The sequence below is a fragment of the Flavobacterium bernardetii genome, assembly GCF_011305415.1.
Taxonomy (GTDB): Bacteria; Bacteroidota; Bacteroidia; order Flavobacteriales; family Flavobacteriaceae; genus Flavobacterium; species Flavobacterium bernardetii.
The window spans coordinates 21,837-46,708 of the sequence record NZ_JAANOQ010000003.1 but is presented as its reverse complement, the minus strand read 5'-3'; the positions used below and the strand labels follow the sequence as shown (position 1 = coordinate 46,708).

Genomic DNA, 24,872 nt, shown 5'->3' with positions numbered 1-24,872 from the left:
TTATTTTCTTTTATCGTAAGGTACGAATTTCTTAAAGTGATATACAATTTTAGCTTCATTTTCTAAAACAAATTCGGCATCAGAAACAGAAACAATCTTTTCTTCCCATTTTGTAAATTTCGATTTTGTTTTGATATAATAACAATCCGCACTATCCACAACTCTAATATCATCGTGTAAAGCTCCTTTCAAAAAGGATCCGTCTAATTGTGGTGCTACTTTTTGTCTAATCCCTTTATTTTCTTTTACAGAAATAAAATCAATAAACTCATTTACTTGATATTCCTTCTTATTTCCATCAGGAAAATCTACTTTTTCAATTTCCCAATAGCCATTTAACTTTGCTATATCTTCTTTTTTAGGTTTTGAAGTACATGAAAATAAAGTAGTTACAAGTAATAATACGTATAAGTTGTGTTTCATTTTAATTTAAAATTTGATATTCAAAGATACAAATCAGATTCAAATTAAAATAAAAAAAGAGACTCTCTTTCGAAAATCTCTTTTGTCGGGGTGGCAGGATTCGAACCTGCGGCCTCCTGCTCCCAAAGCAGGCGCGATAACCGGGCTACGCTACACCCCGTGAATGCGAGTGCAAATATAGTATAATTTATAAAACTACAAAACAAAAATGCTTTTTTTGTCATAAAATAAAATAGCTAAAATTCATCTTTCTTTTCATACTTCTCACTATGGAAAACATCACATTAGTAGAAAAATACTTTTTCAAAAACACCCAACCTGCTCATTTTCAAAAGTTAAAACAGTATTTCATATGTTTTCCTTATAACACTATAAGAAAAATAGTAATCTGATAGTATTTTTTGTTTAATTTTTTATTACATTTGTTAAACAAAAAATAAGATATGAAATCAGAAAATAATTTCGAAACCAACACAATCTCAAATTTATCTGTGGAAGATATTGGTAACGATCATTTATTTACATCTTTAGAAACACCAATGGTTAAAGATGCTTTTACAAAATCAGATTCAGAAAAAAAGGAAATTATAGCCTTTCATTTTTCAGAAATCATGAAGGCATTAGATTTAGATTTAACGGATGATTCCTTAAAAGGAACACCAGAACGAGTAGCAAAAATGTATATTGATGAAATATTTTCTGGGTTAAATCCGAAAAACAAGCCAAAAATGGCACTTTTCGATAATAAATATCAATACAACCAAATGTTGGTTGAAAAAAACATCACGTTCTATTCTAATTGCGAACATCATTTCGTTCCGATTTTTGGTAAAGCTCATGTAGCTTATATTTCATCTGGAAAAGTAATTGGTTTATCTAAATTGAATAGAATCGTACAGTATTACGCAAAACGCCCCCAGGTTCAAGAAAGATTGACTATGCAAATAGCGGAAGATTTAAAAGCCGCCTTAGAAACAGAAGATGTTGCAGTAATAATTGACGCCAAACACTTATGTGTTTCCTCCCGTGGAGTGCAAGATGAAAGCTCAGCAACAGTAACCACTTCATTCAACGGCGCTTTTAACAATCCACAAAAAATAAATGAATTATTACAACTCATAAACAATTAATTTTCTGGTTATTATTTTTTATTAAAATTCTCACTTTTCCCCAAGGTGAGAATTTTTTTTACAGTATATATTTCTATCTTTGCCTAAATTAAACACAACATTTATGCTTATCATTGGTATTGCTGGAGGAACAGGAAGTGGAAAAACTACTGTTGTACATCAAATTATGAACGAACTTCCTTCTACTGAAGTAGGAATTATTTCTCAAGATTCTTATTATAAGGAAACTACTAATTTATCTTACGATGAACGTTCTAAAATTAATTTTGATCACCCACGTGCCATCGATTTCGAATTACTAATCCAACATTTAAAAGATTTAAAAGCCGGAAAAGTAATCAATCAACCAATTTATTCCTTCATTACACACAACAGAACCGACGACACCATCACTACGCATCCCAGAAAAGTAATGATTGTAGAAGGAATTCTAATCTTCACCAATCCAGAAATTCGCGATTTATTTGATATAAAAGTATATGTTCACGCCGATTCAGACGAACGTTTAATTCGTCGTTTAAAACGTGATATTGCAGAACGTGGTAGAGATATGGAAGAAGTTCTGTCAAGATATCAAAACACGCTTAAACCAATGCACGAGCAATTTATCGAGCCAACAAAAGCATTCGCAGATATTATCATTCCAAACGACAAATATAACACCGTGGCTATTGATGTAGTTCGTGCCGTAATTAACCAACGTATTGAAAAATAATGTTTAAAAGATTTCAAATATTGGTACAAAAAATTCCTTTCCTAAGTTTTTTAGGAAACAAGTACTATTTGATTCTTATTGCTTTTATCGTATGGATGTTATTTTTCGATAATTATTCGTACTTTGAGCATCGTTTTCTAAACCTACAAATTGAAGAATTAAACGACAATAAAAAATACTATCAATCGGAAATCACCAAAGATAGTATCAAAATAAAGCATTTAAAAAACGATAATATGATTGAAAAATATGCGCGCGAAAAATACTTTATGAAAAAAGATAGCGAAGATATTTACATCATTGAATTCGAAGAAGACAAAATAAAAGACAGTTTACTAGAAGCAGAAAACTAACTTTCAAAACAATAATTGTCCTGCTATCCGCTATATCTTTTAAAACAGTTGCCTTCGAGAACCTCAGGCAACAATTTAAAAAGGATGCCGCTACTATCAGGGCTAAATAACCTCAATAAAGTTTAAAACACGTACCTAAAATGAGTGCAACAAACTTATTCTCAGATTTTGAAGCCGTTTCATCTAAACAATGGAAACAGCAAATTCAATTTGAACTAAAAGGAGCCGATTATAACGAAACGCTAATTTGGGAAAGTCCAGAAGGTATCAAAGTGAAACCTTTTTACCATTCAGACGAAGAAATTACTACTTTCACATCCAATACCAAAGCGACAGAATTCACCATTTTGCAAAACATTTTCGTACACGATATTCAAATGTCGAACCGAAAAGCTAAAGAAAGTTTAAGTCGTGGTGCGGAAAGTATTCGTTTTACAATCGAATCAGATAAAATTGAAGTTGCGAAACTAATGCACGAATTACCATTAGAAAACGTAACGTATTATTTCAATTTACCTTTTCTTTCAACGGAATATGTAAAAACATTAAACGATTTCGCTTCAAGTAACAAGACTAATTTCATCATTCAAATTGACCCAATCGGACAATTATGCAAAGAAGGAAATTGGTTTGAAAATCTAAATCCAGATTTAGAAAAACTAAACGAAATCTCAAAAAATACAACAAAAGCCTTTCTAAATATTCAATCTGGAATTTATCAAAATGCCGGTGCGAATATGGTGCAACAATTGGCGTACACGTTAGCACACGTTAACGAATATTTTAATCGAATTTCGGCAATTAACCAACCGATTACAATTGAAGTAACTATTGGTACAAATTATTTCTTCGAAATCGCTAAACTTCGTGCTTTACGTTTGTTATTCAAAACGCTAGCTGTAGAATATAATCATAATTTCGATTGTCATATTATCGCCACACCAACAAAACGTAACAAAACCTTATACGATTACAACGTAAACATGTTACGAACTACAACCGAATGCATGTCGGCTATTTTAGGTGGTGCGAATGCCGTTTCCAATTTAGCTTACGACGCCATTTATCATAAAGACAACGAATTTGGTGATAGAATTTCGCGCAATCAATTGTTAGTTTTAAAAGAAGAAAGTTATTTCGATAAAGTCAACAATCCTTCTGATGGCGCGTATTATATCGAAACGTTAACCGAACAATTAGCAGAAAAAGCGTTGGAATTATTCAAAGAGATTGAAGCAAATGGTGGTTTCATCACACAATTAATTGAAGGAACGATTCAAAGAAAAATTTCAGAAAGCGCTCAAAAAGAACAAGATTTATTCGATTCTGGTAAAGAAATTTTATTAGGAACAAACAAATATCCCAATCCAAACGACAAAATGAAGCACGATTTAGAGTTGTTTCCTTTCGTAAAAACAAAAGACAAAAAAACGCTAATCGCTCCGATTATCGAAAAAAGACTATCTGAAAAATTAGAACAAGAACGTTTAGCTAAGGAAGAATAAAATGAAAAAATATTTTTTACAATTACTATTATTACCTTTTGGGCTTTTCGCTCAAACACCTACTTGGGAGTGGTTAACAAAGTCAATTGGTTCAGATTATGTTGGATCTAGAAGTATTAGTTTGGACAATAATGGAAACGTTTATACCGTTGGAAATTACTCTACAAATACATTTAATTATGGTGGTTTAACCTTAACCAACACATCACTAAGTACCGCAAGAGATTCTTATGTTGCAAAACATAATTCTTTAGGCGAAATAATTTGGTTAAAAGGAATTAGCGGAATAAATAATGAAGAAATTTTAAAAGTAAATACTGATAACAATAATAATGTTTATATTTTAGGTGCATTTAATTCACCAAACATAACTATTGGCAGTACAACATTAACAAATTCTGGATATTATGACATCTATTTAGCAAAATTAAATAGCGATGGCGATTTAATTTGGGTAAAAAGTATTTCCGGAACAGATAATGAATCAGCAGAAGGTTTAACTGTAGATTCTTCTGGAAATGTTTATGTTGGTGGTCGATTTAGTTCTACTTCAATTACAATTGGAACTACCGTATTAAATAATGCTACAACATCAGGTGCTGGTTTTTTATTAAAATTTGATTCTTTAGGAAACCCAATTTGGAATAAAGTTATTAATGGTTCAATTTATGACTATGTAGAGGCTGTTAGTGTTGATAGTTTAGGAAATGTTTTTATAGCAGGTGGTTTTAATTCTCCAACATTAAGTTTTGATACTACTGTTTTAAATAACACAAATAATTATAAAGACATATTTATTGCAAAATACAATTCAACTGGAATTTTTCAATGGGCTAAAAAAATTGGTGGAACAGATGATGATGATGTAAGAAATATAAAATTAGATAATGTTGGAAATTTATATCTTACAGGTCATTTTAGTTCGCCTGTTTTAACATTAGGAACAACAACCCTAACAAGAACTAGTACTCAAGATATATTTTTAACAAAATACAATACAAACGGAAACTTGCTATGGGCGAAAAAGGCAGGAAATAGCAGTTATAATGTATCAACTGGATTAACTATAGACTCAGATAATAATAGCTATATTTCTGGTGCATACTTTAATTCTATAACTTTTGAAAATCTACCACAGTTAGTTAGTCAGGGCAATCAAGATGTTTTTTTAACGAAATATGATGCTACTGGTAATGCCATATGGTCAAAATCAAATGGCGGAATTTATAATGATTTTGGTTTTGCATTAACAAGTAATCAATCAAATGAAGTATTTTTAACAGGCACAATAGGTCCTCAATGTACCCCTTTTGATGATATAAATGCGTATACTAATACGTCTTATAATTTTATTTCAAAACTATCTTCAGCAACATTAAGCAATCAAGATTTTATTTCAAACAACGTTAGCATTTATCCAAATCCAGTAAACGAAGATTTAAATATTTTGAGTCTGGATAATATTCATAATAAAAAGTATCAAATAATTAATGCATTAGGTAGAATAATCACTGAATCATATTTAGATAATTATTCTAATTCAATTCCTGTTAACTTTCTTCAAAGCGGAATATATTTTCTAAAAATTGAAGATTATGAAGCAATCAAATTTATAAAAAATTAATTTTCATTTCATAATGAGAAAAAACATACAACATATTAAGTTAGAAGCTGGAAGTCAGAAGCTGGAAGTGACAGCTACTAGCTCTTTTGAAACTGCGGAAAAAATTGACATAAAACCAACATACACTAAAGAAGATATTTCTGATTTAGAGCATCTTGGTTTTGGAGCTGGTTTTGCACCAAATTTACGAGGACCATACGCTACAATGTACGTGCGCCGACCTTGGACAGTTCGTCAATATGCTGGATTTTCAACTGCGGAAGAAAGTAATGCTTTCTACAGAAGAAATTTAGCAGCCGGACAAAAAGGTTTATCTGTAGCATTCGATTTAGCTACACACCGTGGTTACGATTCAGATCATATTCGTGTGCAAGGTGATGTTGGAAAAGCTGGAGTGGCTATTGATTCTGTGGAAGATATGAAAATTCTTTTCGACCAAATTCCACTTGATGAAATGTCGGTTTCGATGACTATGAACGGAGCAGTTTTACCAATTATGGCATTCTACATCGTAGCTGCAGAAGAACAAGGCGTGGCTCCTAACCTATTATCAGGAACCATACAAAACGATATTTTGAAGGAATTCATGGTGAGAAATACCTACATTTATCCACCAACACCTTCTATGCAAATTATTGCAGATATTTTCGAATATACTAGTAATAATATGCCTAAATTCAACTCGATTTCCATTTCAGGATATCACATGCAAGAAGCAGGTGCCACGGCCGATATTGAATTAGCCTACACACTTGCCGATGGTTTAGAATACATCAGAACAGGATTATCTACAGGTATGAAAATTGATGAATTCGCACCTCGCCTATCTTTCTTTTGGGCGATTGGAATGAACCATTTTATGGAAATTGCCAAAATGCGTGCCGGTCGTATGCTTTGGGCGAAATTGTTAAAACAATTCAATCCAAAAGACGAAAAATCATTAGCTTTAAGAACACATTGCCAAACTTCTGGTTGGAGTCTAACCGAACAAGATCCGTTCAATAACGTAGCTCGTACAGCAATTGAAGCTGCCGCTGCTGCATTTGGAGGAACACAATCTTTACATACCAATGCTTTGGATGAAGCCATTGCTTTACCAACAGATTTCTCAGCACGAATTGCGCGTAATACACAAATCTTTTTACAAGAAGAAACCAAAATTTGCAAAACGGTGGATCCATGGGCAGGAAGTTATTATGTAGAAAGTTTAACCGCTGAAATTACAGAAAAAGCTTGGGCATTAATTGAAGAAGTGGAAGCTTTAGGCGGAATGACAAAAGCTATTGAAGCTGGAATTCCGAAATTGCGTATTGAAGAAGCGGCTGCGCGTAAGCAAGCGCGTATTGATAGCACGCAAGATATTATTGTAGGTGTCAACAAATACCGTTTAGATAAAGAAGATCCGTTACACATTTTAGATGTGGATAACGATATGGTGCGCAAGCAACAAGTAGCACGATTAGAAGAAATAAAAGCTAATCGTGATACTGAAAAAGCTAAGAAAAGTATAGAAGCACTTACTGAATGTGCAAAAACCGGAAACGGAAATTTATTAGCTTTAGCAGTTGAAGCTGCGAGAAATAGAGTAACTTTAGGGGAAATTAGTGATGCTTTAGAGGTAGTTTTTGGACGACATAAAGCTCAAATTAAATCGATAAGTGGTGTGTATAGTCAAGCGATAAAAAACGATTCGAGTTTTGAAAAAGCCAAACAATTAGCCAACGACTTCGCCAAAAAAGAAGGTAGAAGACCAAGGATTATGATTGCTAAAATGGGTCAAGACGGACACGACCGTGGTGCAAAAGTGGTGGCCACAGGTTATGCCGATGTAGGTTTTGATGTGGATATTGGTCCCTTATTTCAAACTCCTGCCGAAGCGGCGAAACAAGCCGTGGAAAATGACGTTCATATTTTAGGTGTTTCCTCATTAGCAGCAGGACACAAAACCTTAGTACCACAAGTAATTGAAGAACTAAAAAAATACGGCCGTGAAGACATTATGGTAATAGTAGGTGGAGTAATCCCAGCACAAGATTACCAATATTTATTTGACGCCGGAGCCGTTGCCGTTTTTGGTCCTGGAACCAAAATTAGTGAAGCAGCTATTAGTATTTTAGAGGTATTGATTGAGGATTAAACAATGAATTGTCATGCTGAACTCGTTTCAGCATCTCATTATAAATAAAAAACACCAACAGAAATGTTGGTGTTTTTATTTACTTTTTTAAAAATTCAATCATTTGCATTAAATCCCTTGTCAAAGTTTCTTTATTGATAAATTTAAATTCCCTATACGCTTTATCATGTTTTCCGTTAGAACATTTTTTTAAAGTAAAATTAGAACCACAATAACAATTGTCTTTAAATTTAATATTACGATTTTCAATTCTATCTAACATTATTTTTGCAATACTATATTCTCCATTAATCTTTAATATATCCTTATAAGATTCTATAATACCTAATACACCATGCGAATATTCATTTTCAAAATATTTGCCATGTATTTCATAATAAGAATTATTCCTCAAATAAGGGATTAAAACATTAACAATAAAGTCTTTTAAAGTTTTTATTTTACTCTTTAATAAAATATCTGCAATCGCTTTTGTAGTAAAACATAAACTTCCAGTATCAATATAAACATGTCTATCAGCTTTTACAGGTATTCTTGTTAAAGTTTCTTTAACTATTGGAAATGAACTAGGGAAATCTTGAATTTGTATTTCAATTTCATAATAATCGTCATTTAATACATAAATTTTTCCACCAATTTTTTTTTCTTCTTCAAAAAAAACTAAATCTTTAAATAAGTTTAAAACTTCTTTTACTTGATTTTCAATACCCATAAGGTTTCGGAGTTATCATTGAACTTCCCAAAGCACTATACAATTTATTACTTTGCGTTTCCTCATCTTCATCATTACCAAACGGAAATCTATATCCAAATTGAAAATCTCTAAGTCTCTCAGTAGCTTTTTTATAATTTTTTTCTTCCTTTGCTCTATCACAGTCACTTAACAAACTCTCTAAAACATTTAAAAAATCATTTTTCCTAGTTTGAGAATAAGACTCAAAAACATTTTCTGCTTTAGGTGTAGTAGGTCTTAAACATTCGAATTTTCTCATTAATTCAACTAAAATTGCTCTAACTGTTTCTCTAAAAGAATCATCCAAATTATCCTTATCAACATAGTTGTTAGTAGCTAAAATGGTTAACTCAAAACCACTAGGTAATTTTAAATTTGTATTATTCAAATCTCTAAAGTTCTTCCATGCCTTCAAACATCTTACAATAGATTCTAATCTGTTTTTTTTCTTTTTTTCATCGTTAAACCATTCATAAAACAATTTTGGATCACTCAAACACCATCCTTTAGAACGATGTGCAATTTCTATAACATCTCCTAATTTATAATAGATAGGCAAATCGATATGGTGACCATCAGCAAATATAACCCTAATACAAGTATTTTTACGAATAGACTTTTGACTGGTATAATTTTCAACAGATTGATATACCCAATCATGCCATGTGTCTATATTTTTTTTATTATCCTCTCCTTCTTTTTCAATAAAATAAACTCCATAATCTAAATCATATTTATAAATTTTGTTTCCTTCATTATCATATTCGATTATCGGATTATTTCCAGTATTCATTTCAAAAGAACCCTGTCCATGAAATTTTGGTTGTATTTCATTAGGTTTATTTTCATTAAACCATTTTTGAATATTTTTCCTTATATTTTTTTTACTCGTTTTTAAATCAAGCTTCTTATTTTCATTAAGCTTAATTTCTTTATCAAATTCTATAAATTCTTTATTTAAAGTTGCCATTTTTTTATTTTTTAAAATTCGTGATTATCATCATTACTAATCCATTTCATTTCTTCAAACCTACCTTTGGTTTGAAAAGGTTTTCTATCAGTATAATAGTTTCCCTCAATAATTTTATCATCCCCTTTTTTTATTATCTTTATAATCTCAGTTCCATAATGTGGAGAAAAATCTTGTTCAAGACTACCTTCATTTAAATAATTATAAATCAATCTAAAATGTTTTTCATCTTCAGTTTTTTCAACATACATTCCTTTATTTACAGAAAGTGAAGATTTTTTACCATCAGACTTAATAGTAAAAGAATACACAGTAATTCTTGAACCACTTTGGCTTATTATTTTAACATGATTTAATACACCTATTTTTAAATTTCCATTTTCATCATTATATTGATAGATTATTTTTCCTTCATATCTTCCAGAAAAATCTTCAATCCAAAAAAAATATTTAAAAGGTGAATACTTCCAAAAATATTGAGTAATAAAAAATATTATTACAGACAGAAGACTAGTGATTGAAATAGATAAAACAAATTCTTTCTTTATACTATAAATTAGAACAAATAAGCCAACAATTAAATAAATTAAAAAATTAGGCTTATAATATTTAAAATAATCTTTTTCCATATTATCCTTTACTTTTTCTCGGGTCATTAGACTTAGGGTAAGTTCTCTCTTCTTGAAATCCACCTTCATTTTTGTGAATTTTCAAAGAACCACCTCCTTGATTTTGAATAAATTCTTTTGATTGTTTAATAGCGTCTTGCTTATTAGAATCAATTACTTTCGATGCTCTTTCAGCATCTTCTCTTTTTAATTTGTACTTACCATCCTCATGGACTAAATGAAAACTTTCCATTCTTTTAATAAAATTTAATTATATAGCATTCGGCGCTATGTTCCGAGAAGAAAACCAGAAAAAAGTTTGTAGGAAAGAAAAAATAGAATACTTTTGCACCTTCAAAGAAAAACAACCTCATCCTTGCTTTTGAGGTCGTTTTTAGAAATAAAATCAATAAGAGTCCACCGAACGCCAATTCTTGGACTCTTTTCTTTTATTGCACAAATTGTGCCAAAATACACTACAAAATATATCACAAATAAAATATTTATCATATTGACAGTCAGTATGTATTTCAACGATATTGCTTGTATTTCGTCTGTCATATTCTTACAAAAAAAATGACACATCTGACAAAAAGACATTATAACCTATTTTAACTTCTCCAACTCAAATCCACACTTTAGCTTCTTCGTACGTTTCACTGATATAACTTAAATATTGCACCATTCTTGGTGAAGTGCCGTAATTTGGAGTCGCGCAATGTGGTAAGGCTTGTTGCCAAATTACCATATCGCCAGCATAAGCCTTAATCGCTTGAGGTACTAATGTTTCTAAAGCATGAGCTCTTGGATGCACACCTTCAGGAACTTGTTGCATCCATGCAGTAATTTGATTATGAAAACCCGGTACACAATGAAACGCGCCATCTTTTAGTCCACAATCTGATAAGTAAATCAATCCTTGTAATCGAAATGGAATGGGCAATTGTAAGCTCACATCCCAATGTAAATCACTTCCTTTGAAAGAATAATTTGGAGTAATAGGCGGATTAAAACTCACTTTATCTATCGTTTTATAAATATTTTCCGACTGATACAATTGCTCAAAAGCTTTTCTTATTTTACTCGAAGCTCTGTTCTTTTCTAATAAAGGGTGATCAAAAAAATTAAGCATCATTCCGCGTTGTTCAGGATGATTTTTATACCAAGTGTCCGATTGATCTGGATGCATTTCTAAAAATTCCCAAATAATCTGTTGTGTCGCCAAACAATCCGTTTTTGGAATGGCATTAGGTAACACAACATAACCATTGGTTTTAAAAAACTGCAACTCTTCCTCACTAAAAACTAAGGCTTCTTGTGCAACGGATGGCACAAAAAAAGTTTGTTTTTGGTTCACCCAACTCTCAAAAGCTTCTACAGATGGTTTTTCAAAATACAAATACTTCAACGCTTCATCAATTCCCACGCCGCTTTTATATAAATATTCTATTTCTTCTGTCCAACTGGTTGTTGTTTGAGTTTCTTTTTTATCGCCTAATGCCCTATTTCTAAAAGAAACTAGTAATTGATTGGTTGCCATTGGTAGTTTATTTTAAGCTTTCTATCAAATGTAACGAATTGATAAATTGCTATGCATAAAGATGCTTTGAAACGCTAATTTTTAGTCATAAAACTAAAAGTATCAAAAATATAACAATACAAAAAACCAGCCCTAAAGCTGGTTTTCTTATTTCTTCTTGCCTTTTTTCTCCGATTTCTTTTTCTCGGTTTTCTTTTTCTTTGATTTTTTCTTTGGCTTAAGTAAATCCTTTTTGGTATTTAACCTGTTGGCTACTTCGTCGATTTCGTACGTGTCGTTAGCAAAAGAAGCTAATTTTACTTCTTTCATTAATTTTATTGCGCCTTTAATATCTTGTTGGCGTTCTAATAAGTGTACTTTTTTTAATAAAATTGCCATTTTGTTAATACCTTTAATAGTTAAGGCGAAGTCAATTAACTTGGCAGCTTCTTCGTAATCTTCATTCAAAAGCAAGGTTTCCAAATAATACGGATATACCGCTACGGCATCCATATTAATCGCCAAAGCTTCTTGAAAATACGTTTTTGCTGCTTCATAGTTTTGCAATTGCTCTGCTTCTATTCGGGCATACAAACACAAAGCGGTTGTGTTTTTCGCATCGTAAGACAAGGCGTAATCCAAAGCTTCCGAAGTTCCTTCCAACCAATACGGATAATTATCCAAGGCTTGAAATAAGTATTTATCTATGTTTTTCATGATATTTGTTTTTTAAATTTAATTACACACAGTTTTTAATCCGTGTAAATCAGAATATGCGAAGCATATCAAACCATCCAAAATCAGCAAAAATCAGTTAAATCTGCTTTCTTATTTTCAGATAGTTTTAAGATTTAAACCTATGTGCCTATGTGTTTTTAAATTTATTTAATTCGTTTTTTAATTGCTGTCGTACAGCTTTAAATTTCTTTTCTACTTTGAGTTTCTTAAAATCGGAACCTTCAAAAGTTCGAATCGGATTCCCACGTTCCACTGCTAATTGATTGGTCCACTGACTTTGAAATTGTTGTTTCAAAAGATTCAATTGGGCTTCGTTTAGCTTCACTAGCAAACGCTCGGTCGCCAATTTCTTATTCTGATGTTGCGAACGCGAATCCATACTCACCACACTAATTCCAGTTGGCAAATGTGTCGCCCGAATGGCCGAACTCACTTTATTTACGTGTTGTCCACCAGCTCCAGAACTTCGCATCGCTTGATACTGAATGTCTTTTTCAGAAAAAGCACGAGATTCAATCGCATCTACTTCGAAAATCCCAATAAACCAATTACTGCGTTTGTGAAATTTTCTAAACGTACTTTTCCCAATCCATTGAATGGTTCCAACCCATGAATCCGTAAATTCAGTAGCATCTTTTCCAATAATTTGGACCATTGCCGAAGCGACAGTTCCATTTTCAGATCCTACTTCGCGTTGCAAGACAGTCGTTACTAAACCTAAAGCTTCTGCTTCTTGCAACACTTTTTTCAAGACTTGAGCCACCACCCAAGTACATTCTGCAGGTCCTCTACCCGATGTAATTTGAATTATCTTTTCCATCTTATCGGTCCATTCTAACAATTTTCGGTGTGAAAGTTCCTAACACATCTACTAATTCGGTTTGCAAATTCATCACCGTATTGATGTTTTTATACGCCATCGGTGCTTCGTCAATATTGCCGCCGATTAAAGTCACGTCGTTATCTTTCAACACTTTATTAATCTGACTTTGAGTAAAAGTGGTTTTGCATTTCGCTCTTGAAAACAATCGTCCAGCTCCATGTGAAGCCGATTGTAAACTGTCTTCGTTTCCTTTACCCATCACAATAAATCCTGGCGCCGTCATCGAACCGGGAATAATTCCCAATTGTCCTTTAGCTGCTGGCGTTGCTCCTTTTCGATGCACAATACATTCTTTGCCATCAACCATTTCTTTCCAAGCAAAATTGTGATGGTTTTCAATAGTTACCGCAATACGTTTTCCTAAGGCTTTAGCCAATCTTCTGTGAATGTCTTCATGACAAGCTTTGGCATACTCACCCGCTAAATTCATAGCCATCCAATATTCTTGACCGTCATGTGTATTCAAATCCAACCAAGCTAAATGCTGTACATTTTTGGGTAACGGACATTGTTTGCTTGCCAAATACGTGTAATGTTTGGCAATATTCGCACCCAATCCGCGGGAACCACTGTGTGATAAAACCGCTACGTATTCTTTAGCTTCCAACTTCCATTCCGGTAACGGATTGTCTAATTTCACAATTCCGAATTCCACAAAATGATTTCCTCCACCAGAGGAACCTAATTGTTTGTAGGCTTTGTCTAACAACTGTTTTACCAATGGAATCGTTTTAAATTCGTCTCTGTAAAACACTTCGTGATCGGCTTTTATTTTATGCGTTTCACTCATCCCAAATTTGGTATTGTCTTTCAAAATCGCTTGCAATTGATGGTCTTTTCCTTTGAAAAAAGACGCTGGCAAATCGAAAATCGATAAGCTCATTCTGCAACCAATATCTACTCCAACTCCGTAGGGAATAACCGCATTATCTGTAGCTAAAACACCGCCAATTGGCAATCCATAACCGTAATGTGCATCGGGCATTAAAGCGCCTTTTACTGAAATTGGTAATTTTAAAGCGTCATACAATTGAAACTTAGCTTGTTCGTCAATTTCGTTTTCTCCAAAGATGGAAAAAGGAGCTCGAGTCGTTTTCAATTCGTTGAATTTTACTTGAACTGGATTCACTAAACCTTCCGCGACTTTTCCCCAAGTACCGTCTCCTTTATATTTTTCTGGATGTAGCAATACTTGTTTCGCTTCGGTTAAAATACTTTCCTTTTTTTCTCTTTTTCGATATCTATTTATTTGCCCTAAAGCAATGTTTATGGCATTATTTTTTGGGAAGCCTAATTTAATTAAGTCTTTCCCAGAGAGTTTATTTCCCATGATTATTTTAAAAATGATTCCTAACAACGAGCATAGACTTACCAAAAAGGCATAGCTATAGCGCATTGTACTATTTTGAATACGTTCCGGGAAAGTTTTTGAAGGTTCTAGAATACACAAAAAAAAGCCCGAAACTAAATGTCTTCGGGCTTTTTCATATATGTTGTTTTATCTATGATTGTGTGAAGCCACGAAGAAGAGCCACATCAGTTCCAACTGACGCAAAGCTTTGAGGTAATGATTTAAATACAAACATTTTTCTTCGTTTAAAAGGTTATTAATTTTCTGACACAAAGATTTATCTTATTTTTTTAATTTTCCTAATAAAAAATACGATTTTTTTGAAATTATTTTTCATTTACTTTTTAAATAATTGATTTTCAATTATTTAAACACAAAAATAAACTGCGATTTTTCTTATAATTTTTATTTATTAGCGTCTCTAACTAATCTTTTCAAAATCGCCCATTGTTTCAAAGCATCTCTGGCTTCAACTGCTGGATAACCCAGCATCACTTTTCCTGCAGGAATATCGGCAGCTACACCAGAACCAGCACCAACAATAGCGCCATCTCCAATTACGATGTGGTCTTTAATAGAAGCGCTTCCGCCAATAATTACGCCATTTCCTAATGTTACAGAACCGGCTAAACCAGAATTTCCTGCCATAATACAAAATTTACCCAATTTACTATTGTGACCAATTTGTACTAAATTATCTATTTTACAGCCATCTCCTAAAATGGTAGAACTGAATTTCCCTCTATCTACACAAGAATTCGCTCCTATTTCAACTCCATTTCCGATGATAACATTTCCAATTTGTGGAATTTTAACTAATCCTTTTTCAGGATCAGGACGAAATCCGAAACCATCTGCACCAATTGTTGCATTTGGATGTAAAATACAATGACTTCCGATATGACAACGCTCACGAATAACCGTTCCCGACCAAATTGTGGTGTTATTGCCAATTGTAGATTCGTCTAAAATGGTTACGTTTGGATAAATAATTACGTTTTCACCAATTTGTACATTTGGTCCAATATACGTTCCTGCTCCTATTTTTGTATGGTGCCCTATACTTGCCGAAGCATCAATAACTGCCGTTGGATGAATATTTACAGCAAAAACAGGTGTATCTGGTGCAAACATTTCTAAAACTTGCGACATCGCTAAATCGGCATTAGCGACTTTAATGAACGCACAATTTTCACCTGGTTCAATTGCAATATCATTATTAACTACAGCAGCACAAGCGTTTGAAGTAGCCCAAAATTTTTCATATTTTTTATTTCCGATAAAAGAAATTTCTGTATCTTTTGCTTCAGCTAATTGTTCTGGAGCTGTGATTGAAGTGGTTGTATTTCCAACAATTTCTCCTTTGAGAATGTGGTTTATTTCTTGAATCGTATAAGTCTTCATTTAAATTAAAGTTAATTAGTAGTAGCTTGAATGGATTAAAAATTTAAAATTCGTTAAAAAATTAAAATATTTTCCACAATCTACGCTAAAACTAATTAATATAAAATTATTTAACGTTTTTGTACAAAAAAAACAAAAAAAGCACGCAATTATAACTTTAAAAATTCACAAATATTTATTGAGACTTATAACTAACAAAACATAGAACACATGCAGTTTGCCGATTAAATGATGCGTTCGTCGGAAATAATATTAATAAATTTATTTTTAAGAGACCTTTGCAAAGTAAAACCCCCAAGTTTACAAAAATCAACTTACTATTTAATTAATAATATTAAAAATAGTAATGAAAAAAATTAAATTATCATTTGTATTCGCCTTATTGCCAGTATTCAGTTTTTCTCAAGTAGGAATTAACACCACAACCCCAACAAAAGAGTTAGATGTAAATGGAGATGTTAGAGTTAGAGGTTTAGCTAATCCAAATAGCAAAACTGTTGTCGTTTACGCTAAACCAGATGGAACATTAGTAAATAGTTATTCTGATCCATCAGCACCAGGAACAAAATTTGTCGGATTTCTAAATTCCGATATTTTACTAGATCAAGATTACAACTTCAAAGAGATTATTTTATCCAATGAATTGATAGATGTGAATAGTGAATACAATGGAACAACAGGAAGATATGCTCCTTTATTCACTGGTTATTATAAAATATCAATGGATTTTGATATTGGAGACTATACTAGTGATGATTATGATTTAGATATTTTAATTGGACTTTGGGATTTCACAGATAATAACTGGGTTTTAAGAAGAACATTTAAACACAGAGATAACAACATTGCTTCTATGACAGCTGGAAGAAACGAGAGTTTTGGAATTTCAAATTATTTACAATTAGAAAAAGGGCATACTTATGGATTTAGAATTTTTAGCGATTATGATACATCAATCACTGGTGCAAATAGAAATGCTAAACTTAAATCCCAAAATAGTGGTTCAACCGGAAAATCACTTTCCACAAGTTTTTCAATAGAAAAAGTACTTTAATATTATTTTCCTCTTGGATGATAACTCTCCATCACATCTGCTAAGAATTTTCTATCTAAATGCATATAGACTTCTGTAGTTGTGATGGATTCGTGACCTAGCATCAATTGTATAGAACGTAAATCGGCTCCATTTTCTAATAAATGTGTCGCAAAAGAATGACGAAAAGTATGTGGAGATATCGTCTTTTTTAAATCGATTTTTACCGCTAAATCTTTAATAATTGTAAAAATCATAGCGCGAGTGAGTTGTTTTCCTCTTCTGTTTAAAAACAAAGTATCTTCATGTCCTTTTTGAATTGACAAATGAGTTCGGATAAAGTTCTTGTAATTCAGAATTATTTTCTGTGTGGGCAAGCCAATCGGAACAAAACGTTGTTTGTTTCCTTTTCCAGTAATTTTGACAAAACCTTCTTCGAAAAATAAATCGGAAATTTTTAACGTTACCAATTCGGACACTCGTAAACCACAGCTGTACAAGGTTTCTAACATTGCTTTGTTGCGTTCCCCTTCAGCTGAAGTTAAGTTTATCGCGTTTATCAGTAAATCGATTTCTTGGGTTGAAAGTGTATCTGGTAATTTTCTGCCTGTTTTTGGGACTTCAATTAACTCTAAAGGTGTGTCTTTTCGGTAATCTTCGAAAATTAAATAATTGAAAAAACTCTTTAATCCAGAAATGATTCTCGATTGACTTCGTGCATTAACTTGTGTAGAAATGGTGTAAATAAACTGCTGCACTTGTTCATCCGTAATTTTAATTGGAGAAACATCTATATTGTTTTCAGACAAAAAACCTACTAATTTTTCAATATCGAAACTATAATTTTCAATTGTATTTGGAGACAATCCGCGTTCCAATCGCAAATAATTTTGATATTCCTTTATGTACGTATTCCAGTTTGGCATTAAGTATTCTGATAATTAATACAGAAACAAAAATAAGTAATTTTTTCCCGATAAAGTTTCTTTAATTTCCATTGATAGCCTATTTTTGCATAAAATTTCAATTCTGAAAAAAGCAATTTCCATATTCATCTGTTTTTTACTCTTTTTGCCAGCAATTAGCAATCTTTTCGTTGTGATTAGTTTCAAAATAAATCAAGATTATATTGCCAAAACGCTTTGTGAGAAAAAAGAAGAAAAGGAAAATACCTGTAACGGACATTGTCATTTGAAAAAAGAATTGAAGAAAGTTTCAGAAACAGAAAATGACTCTAACCTTCCTATTTCATATAAAGAAAAAATGGAATTGGTATTTATTCAACCTGAATTTACCTTTACTTTCTACAATTTTCAAAATCCAAAATCTTTGTTTTCATTTTATATCGAAAGTGAAATTCCAACCCTTACAAATCGAATTTTTCACCCACCACTTACTTAAAATTAAATTTTTAACGTTTAATTTCTAAAACGTATTTATCGAATTTTAATTTTAATCCTTTTCAATAGAATTTTCTATTGAAACATAATATTGTGCTATAATCATTTAGAAATAATGGCTTTAGCTAAATTTTACTATGAAAAACATTTATATTATCTTACTATTTTTAGTAGGAAACCTTGTTGTTGCGCAAAACTCAAAAAGCAACGACACCATTGCAAATACTATTGAAGAAGTGTTTGTAACGGCTAATAAAACTGAAACAAAAAAGGCGGAAATGCCCGTTGCCATTCATAAATTATCCAAAAAAACAATTGAAGAAACTAAAGCCACTTCCATGTACGAATTGGTTAATAAAGTTCCAGGTGCGATAATGGTCAACTTAGGAAATGAGCAACATTCTATGGCAATTAGACAACCGATGACCACCAACTCTTACTTTTTATATTTAGAAGATGGTTTACCTATTCGTCCGTTAGGAATTTTTAATCATAATGCATTATTAGAAATTAATCAATTCAATTTACAGAATATTGAAGTGGTCAAAGGTCCAACTTCATCTATTTACGGACCAGATGCTATTGGAGGTTCTATCAATTTAATTTCGGTTAATCCGAGTTGGCATCCGAGTTTTAAAATTGGCTTACAGGCCGATCAATTTGGTTATAGAAATATTGCTGCTTCTGGAAGTACCACTTTTGGAAAATTGGGCGTTCATATTGCTGGTTTATATGCGGATCAGAAAGATTCATGGATGGCTTATTCTGATTATAAAAAAGCGAATATTAATGCGAAATTGGTTTATCAGTTTAACAATAAAACAAAGTTAATTGGTACGATTTTTAACGGAAATTACTATTCAGATATGTTTGGAAGTGTAAATGAAAAAACATTTTATGATAGAAATTATACAAGTCAATCCAATTTTACTTATAGAAAATCCGAAGCTTTACGAACCAAATTAACTTTTGAAAAAGAATGGAACAGTACCTCAAAAACTTCCATTACGACTTATTTTAGAGACAATAAATTAGGACAAAATCCAGCTTACGGAATTCGTTGGACAACTGGACAAATCATTGCAAAAGGTGAGATTAATTCGATTAATTTTAAAAGTTATGGCGCTTTAATTCAGCAAATTCAAAACATAAATATCCTTAAAACAGAAGCTGTTGCTGGGTTTTTATATGATTATTCTCCAATTACTTATTTTTCGAATCAGATTAGTTTAAAAGCCAACATAAATCCTGGCGGACAAACGGTTTCTAGTTATGAAAATTTAGGCGAAAATGGCGTGAAATTAGCCAATTACGATTCGGAAGTAAAAAATGTTGCAGCCTACATTCAAACGAAAACTAAATTAAATCACGATTTAATTTTAACTTTTGGAATGCGACATGATATTATGGATTTGAGTTACAACAATTATTTAAACAACAGTAACGGAAATCAGAAATATGAAAGCACTACTTTTAAAGGAGGATTAAACTTTATCATCAATAAAAATGTGGGTTATTACATCAATTATTCGGAAGGATTTACGCCACCAGGAGTCACTTCAATTTTCAGATTAAAACCAGGAACTGGAGGAAATACGGGAATTCCAGCTGATTTTTATTACAATTTAAAACCAGCTTTATTCAGAAACTATGAAATTGGTGGTTATGCGAATTTAATACCAAACAAATTAACAATCGATTACGCTTTTTACTTATTAAATGGTAAAAATGAGTTGTTAAATATCCGTCAAGCAGATAATTCTTTCGATTACCAATCGGCTGGACAAACCCGACATAAAGGTGTAGAATTCTCATTGAATTATTACCCTTGTAAGCAATTTCAGTTCAGAATTGGCGGAACAACCGCACAACACACTTTTGTGAAATTTGATGTGTCGGCAAAACCAACAGATGCGCTTAAAAACTTAGATGGATTTGAAATGCCTTCCGCTCCTAAATGGTCAGGAAATAGTGAAATTACTTATAAACCGAATTGGTTTCCAAACTTCAGAATTGCTGTGGAATGTCAGTATGTTTCAAGTTATTTCCAAGATCAAATTAATACTGTAAAATATGAAGGTTACACCATTTTTAACTCGAGATTAGGTTATAAATGGAGAAGCTTTGAGGTGTTTACGAATGTTTTAAACGCGACTGATAAATTATATGCTTATAATGTTTCTCGAGGCAATGCAAGTTCGTCACAAGCAACATATACAGTAGCTGCTCCAAGAACTTTTATGTTTGGATTCCAATATAGTTTTGATTTAAAGAAATAATTATGAGAACGAAAGATTCAAAATTTAAAAAAAGATTGAAACAAAATATTTATAAATATCATAAATATTTAGCTTTTTTCACTATTCTTCCAGTAATATTCTGGAGTTTATCTGGAATTATGCATCCGATGATGTCACATTTTTTCAAACCTGAAATAGCAAAAGAATATTTAGAAAATCAGAGAATTGATACAACAAAAATTAATTTTACATTAAAAGAAGTTTTAACTAAGAACAATATTAATTCTATTAAAAACTTCCGAATTGTTAGTTTTAAAAACCAACAGTTTTATCAAGTTAAAAACAGCAAAAATGAATTCATGTATTTCAATACACAGACGTCCAATTTGCTTAAAAATGGTGACAATTTATATGCAGAATGGTTATCTAGATATTTTTTAAATGATAGTATTAGTAAAGTCTCAAACCATATTGTTTTAACAGAATTTGACAATCAATACAAGTACATTAATAGATATTTACCTGTTCATAAAATTTCCTATAATCGTAATGATGAAATGGAAATTTATGTTGAAACGGCATCTAGTAAATTGGCAACTTTTAATCCCAAATCGCGTCAAGCTTTTATTTGGTTTTTTGACACGTTTCATAATTTCTCCTTTATAGAGAAAATTTCAAATGAATATGCCCGAATTATTTTAGTTGGCTTTTCCTTATCAATAATTTTATTGAGTGCTCTTAGCGGCTTAATTATTTATGGTTTATTCTGGAAACAATTTAAAAAGATAAACACGACAACAAGTGAACTAAAAGCTAGAAAAAATCATAGAAAACTGGGGCTTTTATTCTCCTTTTTCACGTTTGCTTTTGTTTTAAGTGGCTTATTTCATATTATCAAAAAATGGGAACCCAACACCATTACGTCTTTAGTTTATGAGCCAATTTTCAAAACAAAAAGTATTGATTTTGATATTAAGAAATTGAACTTAGATTGGAATGAAGAAATTAATTTTGGCTTGATCAATTTTAATAACAAAACATATTTAAGAAGTAGCACTAAAAAAATAGAAAAAAATGACAATAAAGATTTAAAAAACAAACCAAAACCAAGTTACACCATTTCGTTTTACAAGATCAATCAACTTAATAAACCAGAAGATTTAGATGTAAAATATGCTCAATTTTTAGTTACCGAATTAAACAAAGAACATCAATTTATAGATCGTAATTTATTAGAGGAAAGCAATCAAAAAGAAGTTGCTATTTTAAATGATTTTGATAAAAAAGAATATGGTTTTGTAAACAAAAGACTTCCAGTTATCAAAATTGCTTATAATACTCCAGAAAACAATACTTTCTTCATTGAAACTAATACATCCAGAATTGCAGCAAAAGTCAATAATTATGACAGAGCTGAAGGGTATACTTTTGCATTATTTCATAAATTTTTATATTTAGAATGGGCAGGAAAATCAATTCGAGATTTTGTAACCGTACTTACTGCATTATCAATTTTAGTAATTTGTATTATGGGATTACTAATCTTAAAGAGAAAGTAAATAAAACTAAAAAATCGTCCCGATATAATCGGGACGATTTTTTTTAGGCATAAAAAAAAGCCTTACATTTCTGTAAGGCTTTGGGTGGAAGACCGGGTTCGAACCGGCGACCCTCGGTACCACAAACCGATGCTCTAACCAGCTGAGCTACAACCACCATGTATGAATACGGGTGCAAATATAAGACTAAACTTGAAACTTGCAAAGAAAATTTAATAAATTTTACAACAATTTTACAACAAATCCCCTAAACTATTGACTGTCAAATATCTTTCAACAGTAAAACCTTCGGCGTGTTCCACTCCTACTAAACGTCCTAAATCCATTGCGCGATATTCGATACTATTTAAGAAGTTTTTTGACGTAATTGGCGTTGTTGGTTCGTTAGAATTTGGATCGTAAAATTGTGTTTTATACGCTTTTACCGATTCCATTTTTACATCCATGAAACCAGAAATATCTACAACAAAATCAGGTTCGATGTTTTGCCATTGAATGTAATGATACACTAATTTTGGTCGAAAATGCGTTTGTTTCTCGCCATTTAGTTCCGTTTCAATTTTTGATAAACCTGATAAAAAACAAGCGTCGCTAACCAACTTACTACCTTTTCCGTGGTCGATATGTCTATCCGTAATCGCATTACACAAAACAATTTCAGGTTGATATTTGCGAATCATTTTGATAATCTCCAATTGATGTGCTTCATCGTTTAAGAAAAAGCCATCTCTGAAATTTAAATTTTCTCTAACAGGAACTCCTAAAATTTTCGCAGCTTCGGCAGCTTCTTCATCTCTAGTTTGTGCGGTTCCCCTTGTGCCTAATTCACCACGAGTTAAATCGATAATTCCGACTTTCTTACCCAAAGAAATTTCTTTGGCAATTGTGCCTGAACAACCTAATTCTACATCATCTGGATGTGCACCGAATGCTAATATGTCTAGTTTCATATTTTAAAGATTCAAGTAAAAAGGCAAAAGTAAAAAGTTTAATTACAACTATTTACTAATCACTTTTCACTATTGACTAATATATTTAATATTGTTTTGGCTTTATTTTCTGTTTCTATAAATTCTTTGTCGGCTTGGCTGTCTTTTGTTATTCCGCAACCGACGTAAATATTGACTTTACATTGATTTTTGAGATTGACATTGGAATTGCAATTGACAAACTCACAACATCTCAAATTTACAAATAAATTGGTTTGTTCTTGCATTTGAAATTCGCCTAAAAATCCAGCATAATATTTTCTATTATAGTTTTCGTTTTCTAAAATGAAATTTCTAGCACTTTCTAAAGGCATTCCGCAAACTGCAGATGTTGGATGCAATGCGTTTATCACATCTAATTCTGAAACATTTTGTTTTAATTTTCCAGAAATATCCGATTTTAAATGTACTAAATTCCCAGCTTTTTGTGTGTACGAATCAGAAATTTTCAACTCTTCAACTAAACTTTCTGTTCGATTTTTAATATAATCTGTTACCAATTGCTGTTCAACAATTTCTTTTTCTTGCCAAATTACATTTTCAGAAAAAACTTGTGTACCAGCTAAAGCAACTGTTTCAAAGGTATTGTTTTTAATTTTTGCTAATTGTTCTGGTGTAGCGCCCATCCATAAACCAACTTTCGGATGAAACCATAAAAATCTAAAAGCTGTTGGGTATTTTTTTAATAGATTTTGATACGATTTTATAACATCAACGGATTGAGAAACTTCTATTTTACGGGATAAAACGACTTTTTCAAAAGTTCCTTTTTCAATTTCTGAAACGCCATTTCTGACTAAATTTTCGAAAGAGATTTGAGCTTTTTCATCAGATTTAGAATCAATTTGAATTGAATTTTCCTCTGATACAAGATTCATTTCTTCTTGAAAAACTTCTGAATTAGAAAAAGGAAAAACTACATTGGTTTCGTTATAAAAACTTGCAAAAACAAATCCACTTTGATTTTCAAATACATTTAAAACAGCATCTTTTGGAAAAACACCACATAAAGTTGTTTCATTTGGCTTCGCATAAACTACAAAAGGCAATTGATTTTGAAAACTGAAAGTAGCTTTTTCTAATACATTCATTATCTTTCTCTTCTTGATAATACCATATTAGATAATTTACATAGAGAAATTAATTTGTCTTTTTCATCTACAATTCTTATTTCCCATAAATGAATACTAGCTCCTTTATGCACAATTTTAGCTGTACAATAAACTGTTCCTTCACGCTTACTTCGTAAATGATTGGCACTGATTTCTATACCACGAACTTCTTGTTTTTCTGGATTAATAAACATTAATGAAGCCGCACTTCCTACACTTTCAGCTAAAGCAACTGTAGCGCCACCGTGAAGTAAGCCCATGGGTTGATGCACTCTTGAATTCACAGGCATTTTTGCAGTTAAAAAATCTTCTCCAGCGTCAATATACTCAATTTCAAGCGTTTCCATTAAGGTGTTTTTAGACCATTGCTTACAAAGTGCTAAAAACTTTTCTTTATTAAACATAAATAGTTATTTTTACAAAGTTACAAATTTATATTTCGAATA

General features: G+C 31.8%; 24 protein-coding genes and 2 tRNA genes. 10 read left to right on the top strand and 16 right to left on the bottom strand.

The features are described from left to right. Both G6N05_RS07170 and G6N05_RS07165 read right to left on the bottom strand, forming a co-directional pair. A complete protein-coding gene (locus G6N05_RS07170; protein WP_166126111.1) occupies positions 1–423 on the bottom strand; it encodes a hypothetical protein in 423 nt (140 codons plus the stop codon). Positions 424–508: 85 nt separating this feature from the next. After that, positions 509–583: transfer RNA gene (locus tag G6N05_RS07165), tRNA-Pro, on the bottom strand. Positions 584–866: 283 nt separating this feature from the next. On the opposite strand from G6N05_RS07165, the gene folE reads away from it, so the two are divergent. The 6 genes from folE (at position 867) to scpA (ending at position 7,887) form a co-directional block, all read left to right on the top strand. Beyond that, entirely contained in the window at positions 867–1,553 is a 687-nt protein-coding gene (folE, locus tag G6N05_RS07160) for a GTP cyclohydrolase I FolE (protein WP_166126109.1), read from the top strand. 103 nt (positions 1,554–1,656) lie between these two features. Continuing rightward, positions 1,657–2,268, top strand: a complete 612-nt coding sequence (gene udk, locus G6N05_RS07155) for a uridine kinase (protein WP_166126107.1) — start codon at positions 1,657–1,659, stop codon at positions 2,266–2,268. Beyond that, on the top strand, positions 2,268–2,621 hold the full coding sequence (locus G6N05_RS07150; protein ID WP_166126105.1) for an FtsB family cell division protein: 354 nt from the start codon (positions 2,268–2,270) through the stop codon (positions 2,619–2,621). Before udk ends, G6N05_RS07150 begins: the two co-directional genes overlap by 1 nt. Before the next feature lie 140 nt (positions 2,622–2,761). Further along, positions 2,762–4,126 carry a methylmalonyl-CoA mutase subunit beta gene (locus G6N05_RS07145; RefSeq protein WP_166126103.1) on the top strand — a complete coding sequence of 455 codons (1,365 nt, stop codon included), beginning with the start codon at positions 2,762–2,764 and terminating at the stop codon, positions 4,124–4,126. 1 nt (position 4,127) lies between these two features. Further along, a complete protein-coding gene (locus G6N05_RS07140; RefSeq protein ID WP_166126101.1) occupies positions 4,128–5,750 on the top strand; it encodes a T9SS type A sorting domain-containing protein in 1,623 nt (540 codons plus the stop codon). 13 nt (positions 5,751–5,763) lie between these two features. Further along, positions 5,764–7,887, top strand: a complete 2,124-nt coding sequence (gene scpA, locus G6N05_RS07135) for a methylmalonyl-CoA mutase (protein ID WP_205729746.1) — start codon at positions 5,764–5,766, stop codon at positions 7,885–7,887. Positions 7,888–7,966: 79 nt separating this feature from the next. Here the strand turns inward: scpA and G6N05_RS07130 are convergent, their stop codons facing one another. The 9 genes from G6N05_RS07130 to lpxD all read right to left on the bottom strand — a co-directional run bounded on the left by G6N05_RS07130 (position 7,967) and on the right by lpxD (position 16,093). Continuing rightward, on the bottom strand, positions 7,967–8,599 hold the full coding sequence (locus tag G6N05_RS07130; RefSeq protein WP_166126099.1) for a hypothetical protein: 633 nt from the start codon (positions 8,597–8,599) through the stop codon (positions 7,967–7,969). Continuing rightward, positions 8,589–9,590: a cyclic GMP-AMP synthase DncV-like nucleotidyltransferase gene (locus G6N05_RS07125; RefSeq protein WP_166126098.1), complete on the bottom strand. Its 1,002-nt coding sequence runs from the start codon at positions 9,588–9,590 to the stop codon at positions 8,589–8,591. The genes G6N05_RS07130 and G6N05_RS07125 overlap by 11 nt, the downstream gene beginning before the upstream one ends. 11 nt (positions 9,591–9,601) lie before the next feature. Beyond that, a complete protein-coding gene (locus tag G6N05_RS07120) occupies positions 9,602–10,219 on the bottom strand; it encodes a Cap15 family cyclic dinucleotide receptor domain-containing protein (protein WP_166126096.1) in 618 nt (205 codons plus the stop codon). A 1-nt stretch (position 10,220) separates the two neighbouring features. Further along, positions 10,221–10,451, bottom strand: coding sequence for a DUF2188 domain-containing protein (locus G6N05_RS07115; RefSeq protein WP_166126094.1), 231 nt, complete (start codon positions 10,449–10,451; stop codon positions 10,221–10,223). A gap of 372 nt (positions 10,452–10,823) precedes the next feature. Continuing rightward, positions 10,824–11,738, bottom strand: coding sequence for a phytanoyl-CoA dioxygenase family protein (locus tag G6N05_RS07110; RefSeq protein ID WP_166126092.1), 915 nt, complete (start codon positions 11,736–11,738; stop codon positions 10,824–10,826). A 147-nt stretch (positions 11,739–11,885) separates the two neighbouring features. Further along, complete coding sequence (locus tag G6N05_RS07105; protein ID WP_166126091.1) at positions 11,886–12,434, bottom strand: hypothetical protein; 549 nt, start codon at positions 12,432–12,434, stop codon at positions 11,886–11,888. A gap of 148 nt (positions 12,435–12,582) precedes the next feature. Beyond that, positions 12,583–13,275 (bottom strand): peptide chain release factor H, encoded by a 693-nt coding sequence (gene prfH / locus G6N05_RS07100; RefSeq protein ID WP_166126089.1) that lies wholly within the window; start codon positions 13,273–13,275, stop codon positions 12,583–12,585. A gap of 1 nt (position 13,276) precedes the next feature. Then, the gene (locus tag G6N05_RS07095; protein WP_166126087.1) at positions 13,277–14,668 is read right to left on the bottom strand and encodes an RtcB family protein; all 1,392 of its coding nucleotides are present in this window, start codon (positions 14,666–14,668) and stop codon (positions 13,277–13,279) included. A 426-nt stretch (positions 14,669–15,094) separates the two neighbouring features. Next, positions 15,095–16,093 carry a UDP-3-O-(3-hydroxymyristoyl)glucosamine N-acyltransferase gene (lpxD, locus tag G6N05_RS07090; protein WP_166126085.1) on the bottom strand — a complete coding sequence of 333 codons (999 nt, stop codon included), beginning with the start codon at positions 16,091–16,093 and terminating at the stop codon, positions 15,095–15,097. 346 nt (positions 16,094–16,439) lie between these two features. Between lpxD and G6N05_RS07085 the strand changes: the two genes are divergently transcribed. Beyond that, positions 16,440–17,147: a hypothetical protein gene (locus G6N05_RS07085; protein ID WP_166126083.1), complete on the top strand. Its 708-nt coding sequence runs from the start codon at positions 16,440–16,442 to the stop codon at positions 17,145–17,147. 2 nt (positions 17,148–17,149) lie between these two features. On the opposite strand, the gene G6N05_RS07080 is transcribed toward G6N05_RS07085, so the two are convergent. Next, positions 17,150–18,052, bottom strand: a complete 903-nt coding sequence (locus tag G6N05_RS07080; RefSeq protein WP_166126081.1) for a site-specific tyrosine recombinase — start codon at positions 18,050–18,052, stop codon at positions 17,150–17,152. Positions 18,053–18,224: 172 nt separating this feature from the next. Between G6N05_RS07080 and G6N05_RS07075 the strand changes: the two genes are divergently transcribed. The 3 genes from G6N05_RS07075 (at position 18,225) to G6N05_RS07065 (ending at position 22,325) form a co-directional block, all read left to right on the top strand. Further along, positions 18,225–18,527, top strand: a complete 303-nt coding sequence (locus G6N05_RS07075) for a hypothetical protein (RefSeq protein WP_166126079.1) — start codon at positions 18,225–18,227, stop codon at positions 18,525–18,527. A 136-nt stretch (positions 18,528–18,663) separates the two neighbouring features. Beyond that, positions 18,664–20,805, top strand: a complete 2,142-nt coding sequence (locus G6N05_RS07070) for a TonB-dependent receptor (RefSeq protein WP_166126077.1) — start codon at positions 18,664–18,666, stop codon at positions 20,803–20,805. Positions 20,806–20,807: 2 nt separating this feature from the next. Next, the gene (locus G6N05_RS07065; RefSeq protein WP_166126075.1) at positions 20,808–22,325 is read left to right on the top strand and encodes a PepSY-associated TM helix domain-containing protein; all 1,518 of its coding nucleotides are present in this window, start codon (positions 20,808–20,810) and stop codon (positions 22,323–22,325) included. A gap of 82 nt (positions 22,326–22,407) precedes the next feature. Here the strand turns inward: G6N05_RS07065 and G6N05_RS07060 are convergent. The 4 genes from G6N05_RS07060 to G6N05_RS07045 form a co-directional block, all read right to left on the bottom strand. After that, positions 22,408–22,483, bottom strand: a tRNA-His gene (locus G6N05_RS07060). Between the two features lie 75 nt (positions 22,484–22,558). Next, positions 22,559–23,275 (bottom strand): bacillithiol biosynthesis deacetylase BshB1, encoded by a 717-nt coding sequence (gene bshB1 / locus G6N05_RS07055; RefSeq protein WP_166126073.1) that lies wholly within the window; start codon positions 23,273–23,275, stop codon positions 22,559–22,561. 59 nt (positions 23,276–23,334) lie between these two features. Continuing rightward, the gene (locus G6N05_RS07050) at positions 23,335–24,405 is read right to left on the bottom strand and encodes an isochorismate synthase (RefSeq protein ID WP_166126071.1); all 1,071 of its coding nucleotides are present in this window, start codon (positions 24,403–24,405) and stop codon (positions 23,335–23,337) included. Further along, positions 24,405–24,830: a PaaI family thioesterase gene (locus G6N05_RS07045; protein ID WP_166126069.1), complete on the bottom strand. Its 426-nt coding sequence runs from the start codon at positions 24,828–24,830 to the stop codon at positions 24,405–24,407. Before G6N05_RS07045 ends, G6N05_RS07050 begins: the two co-directional genes overlap by 1 nt. Positions 24,831–24,872 lie beyond the last annotated feature (42 nt).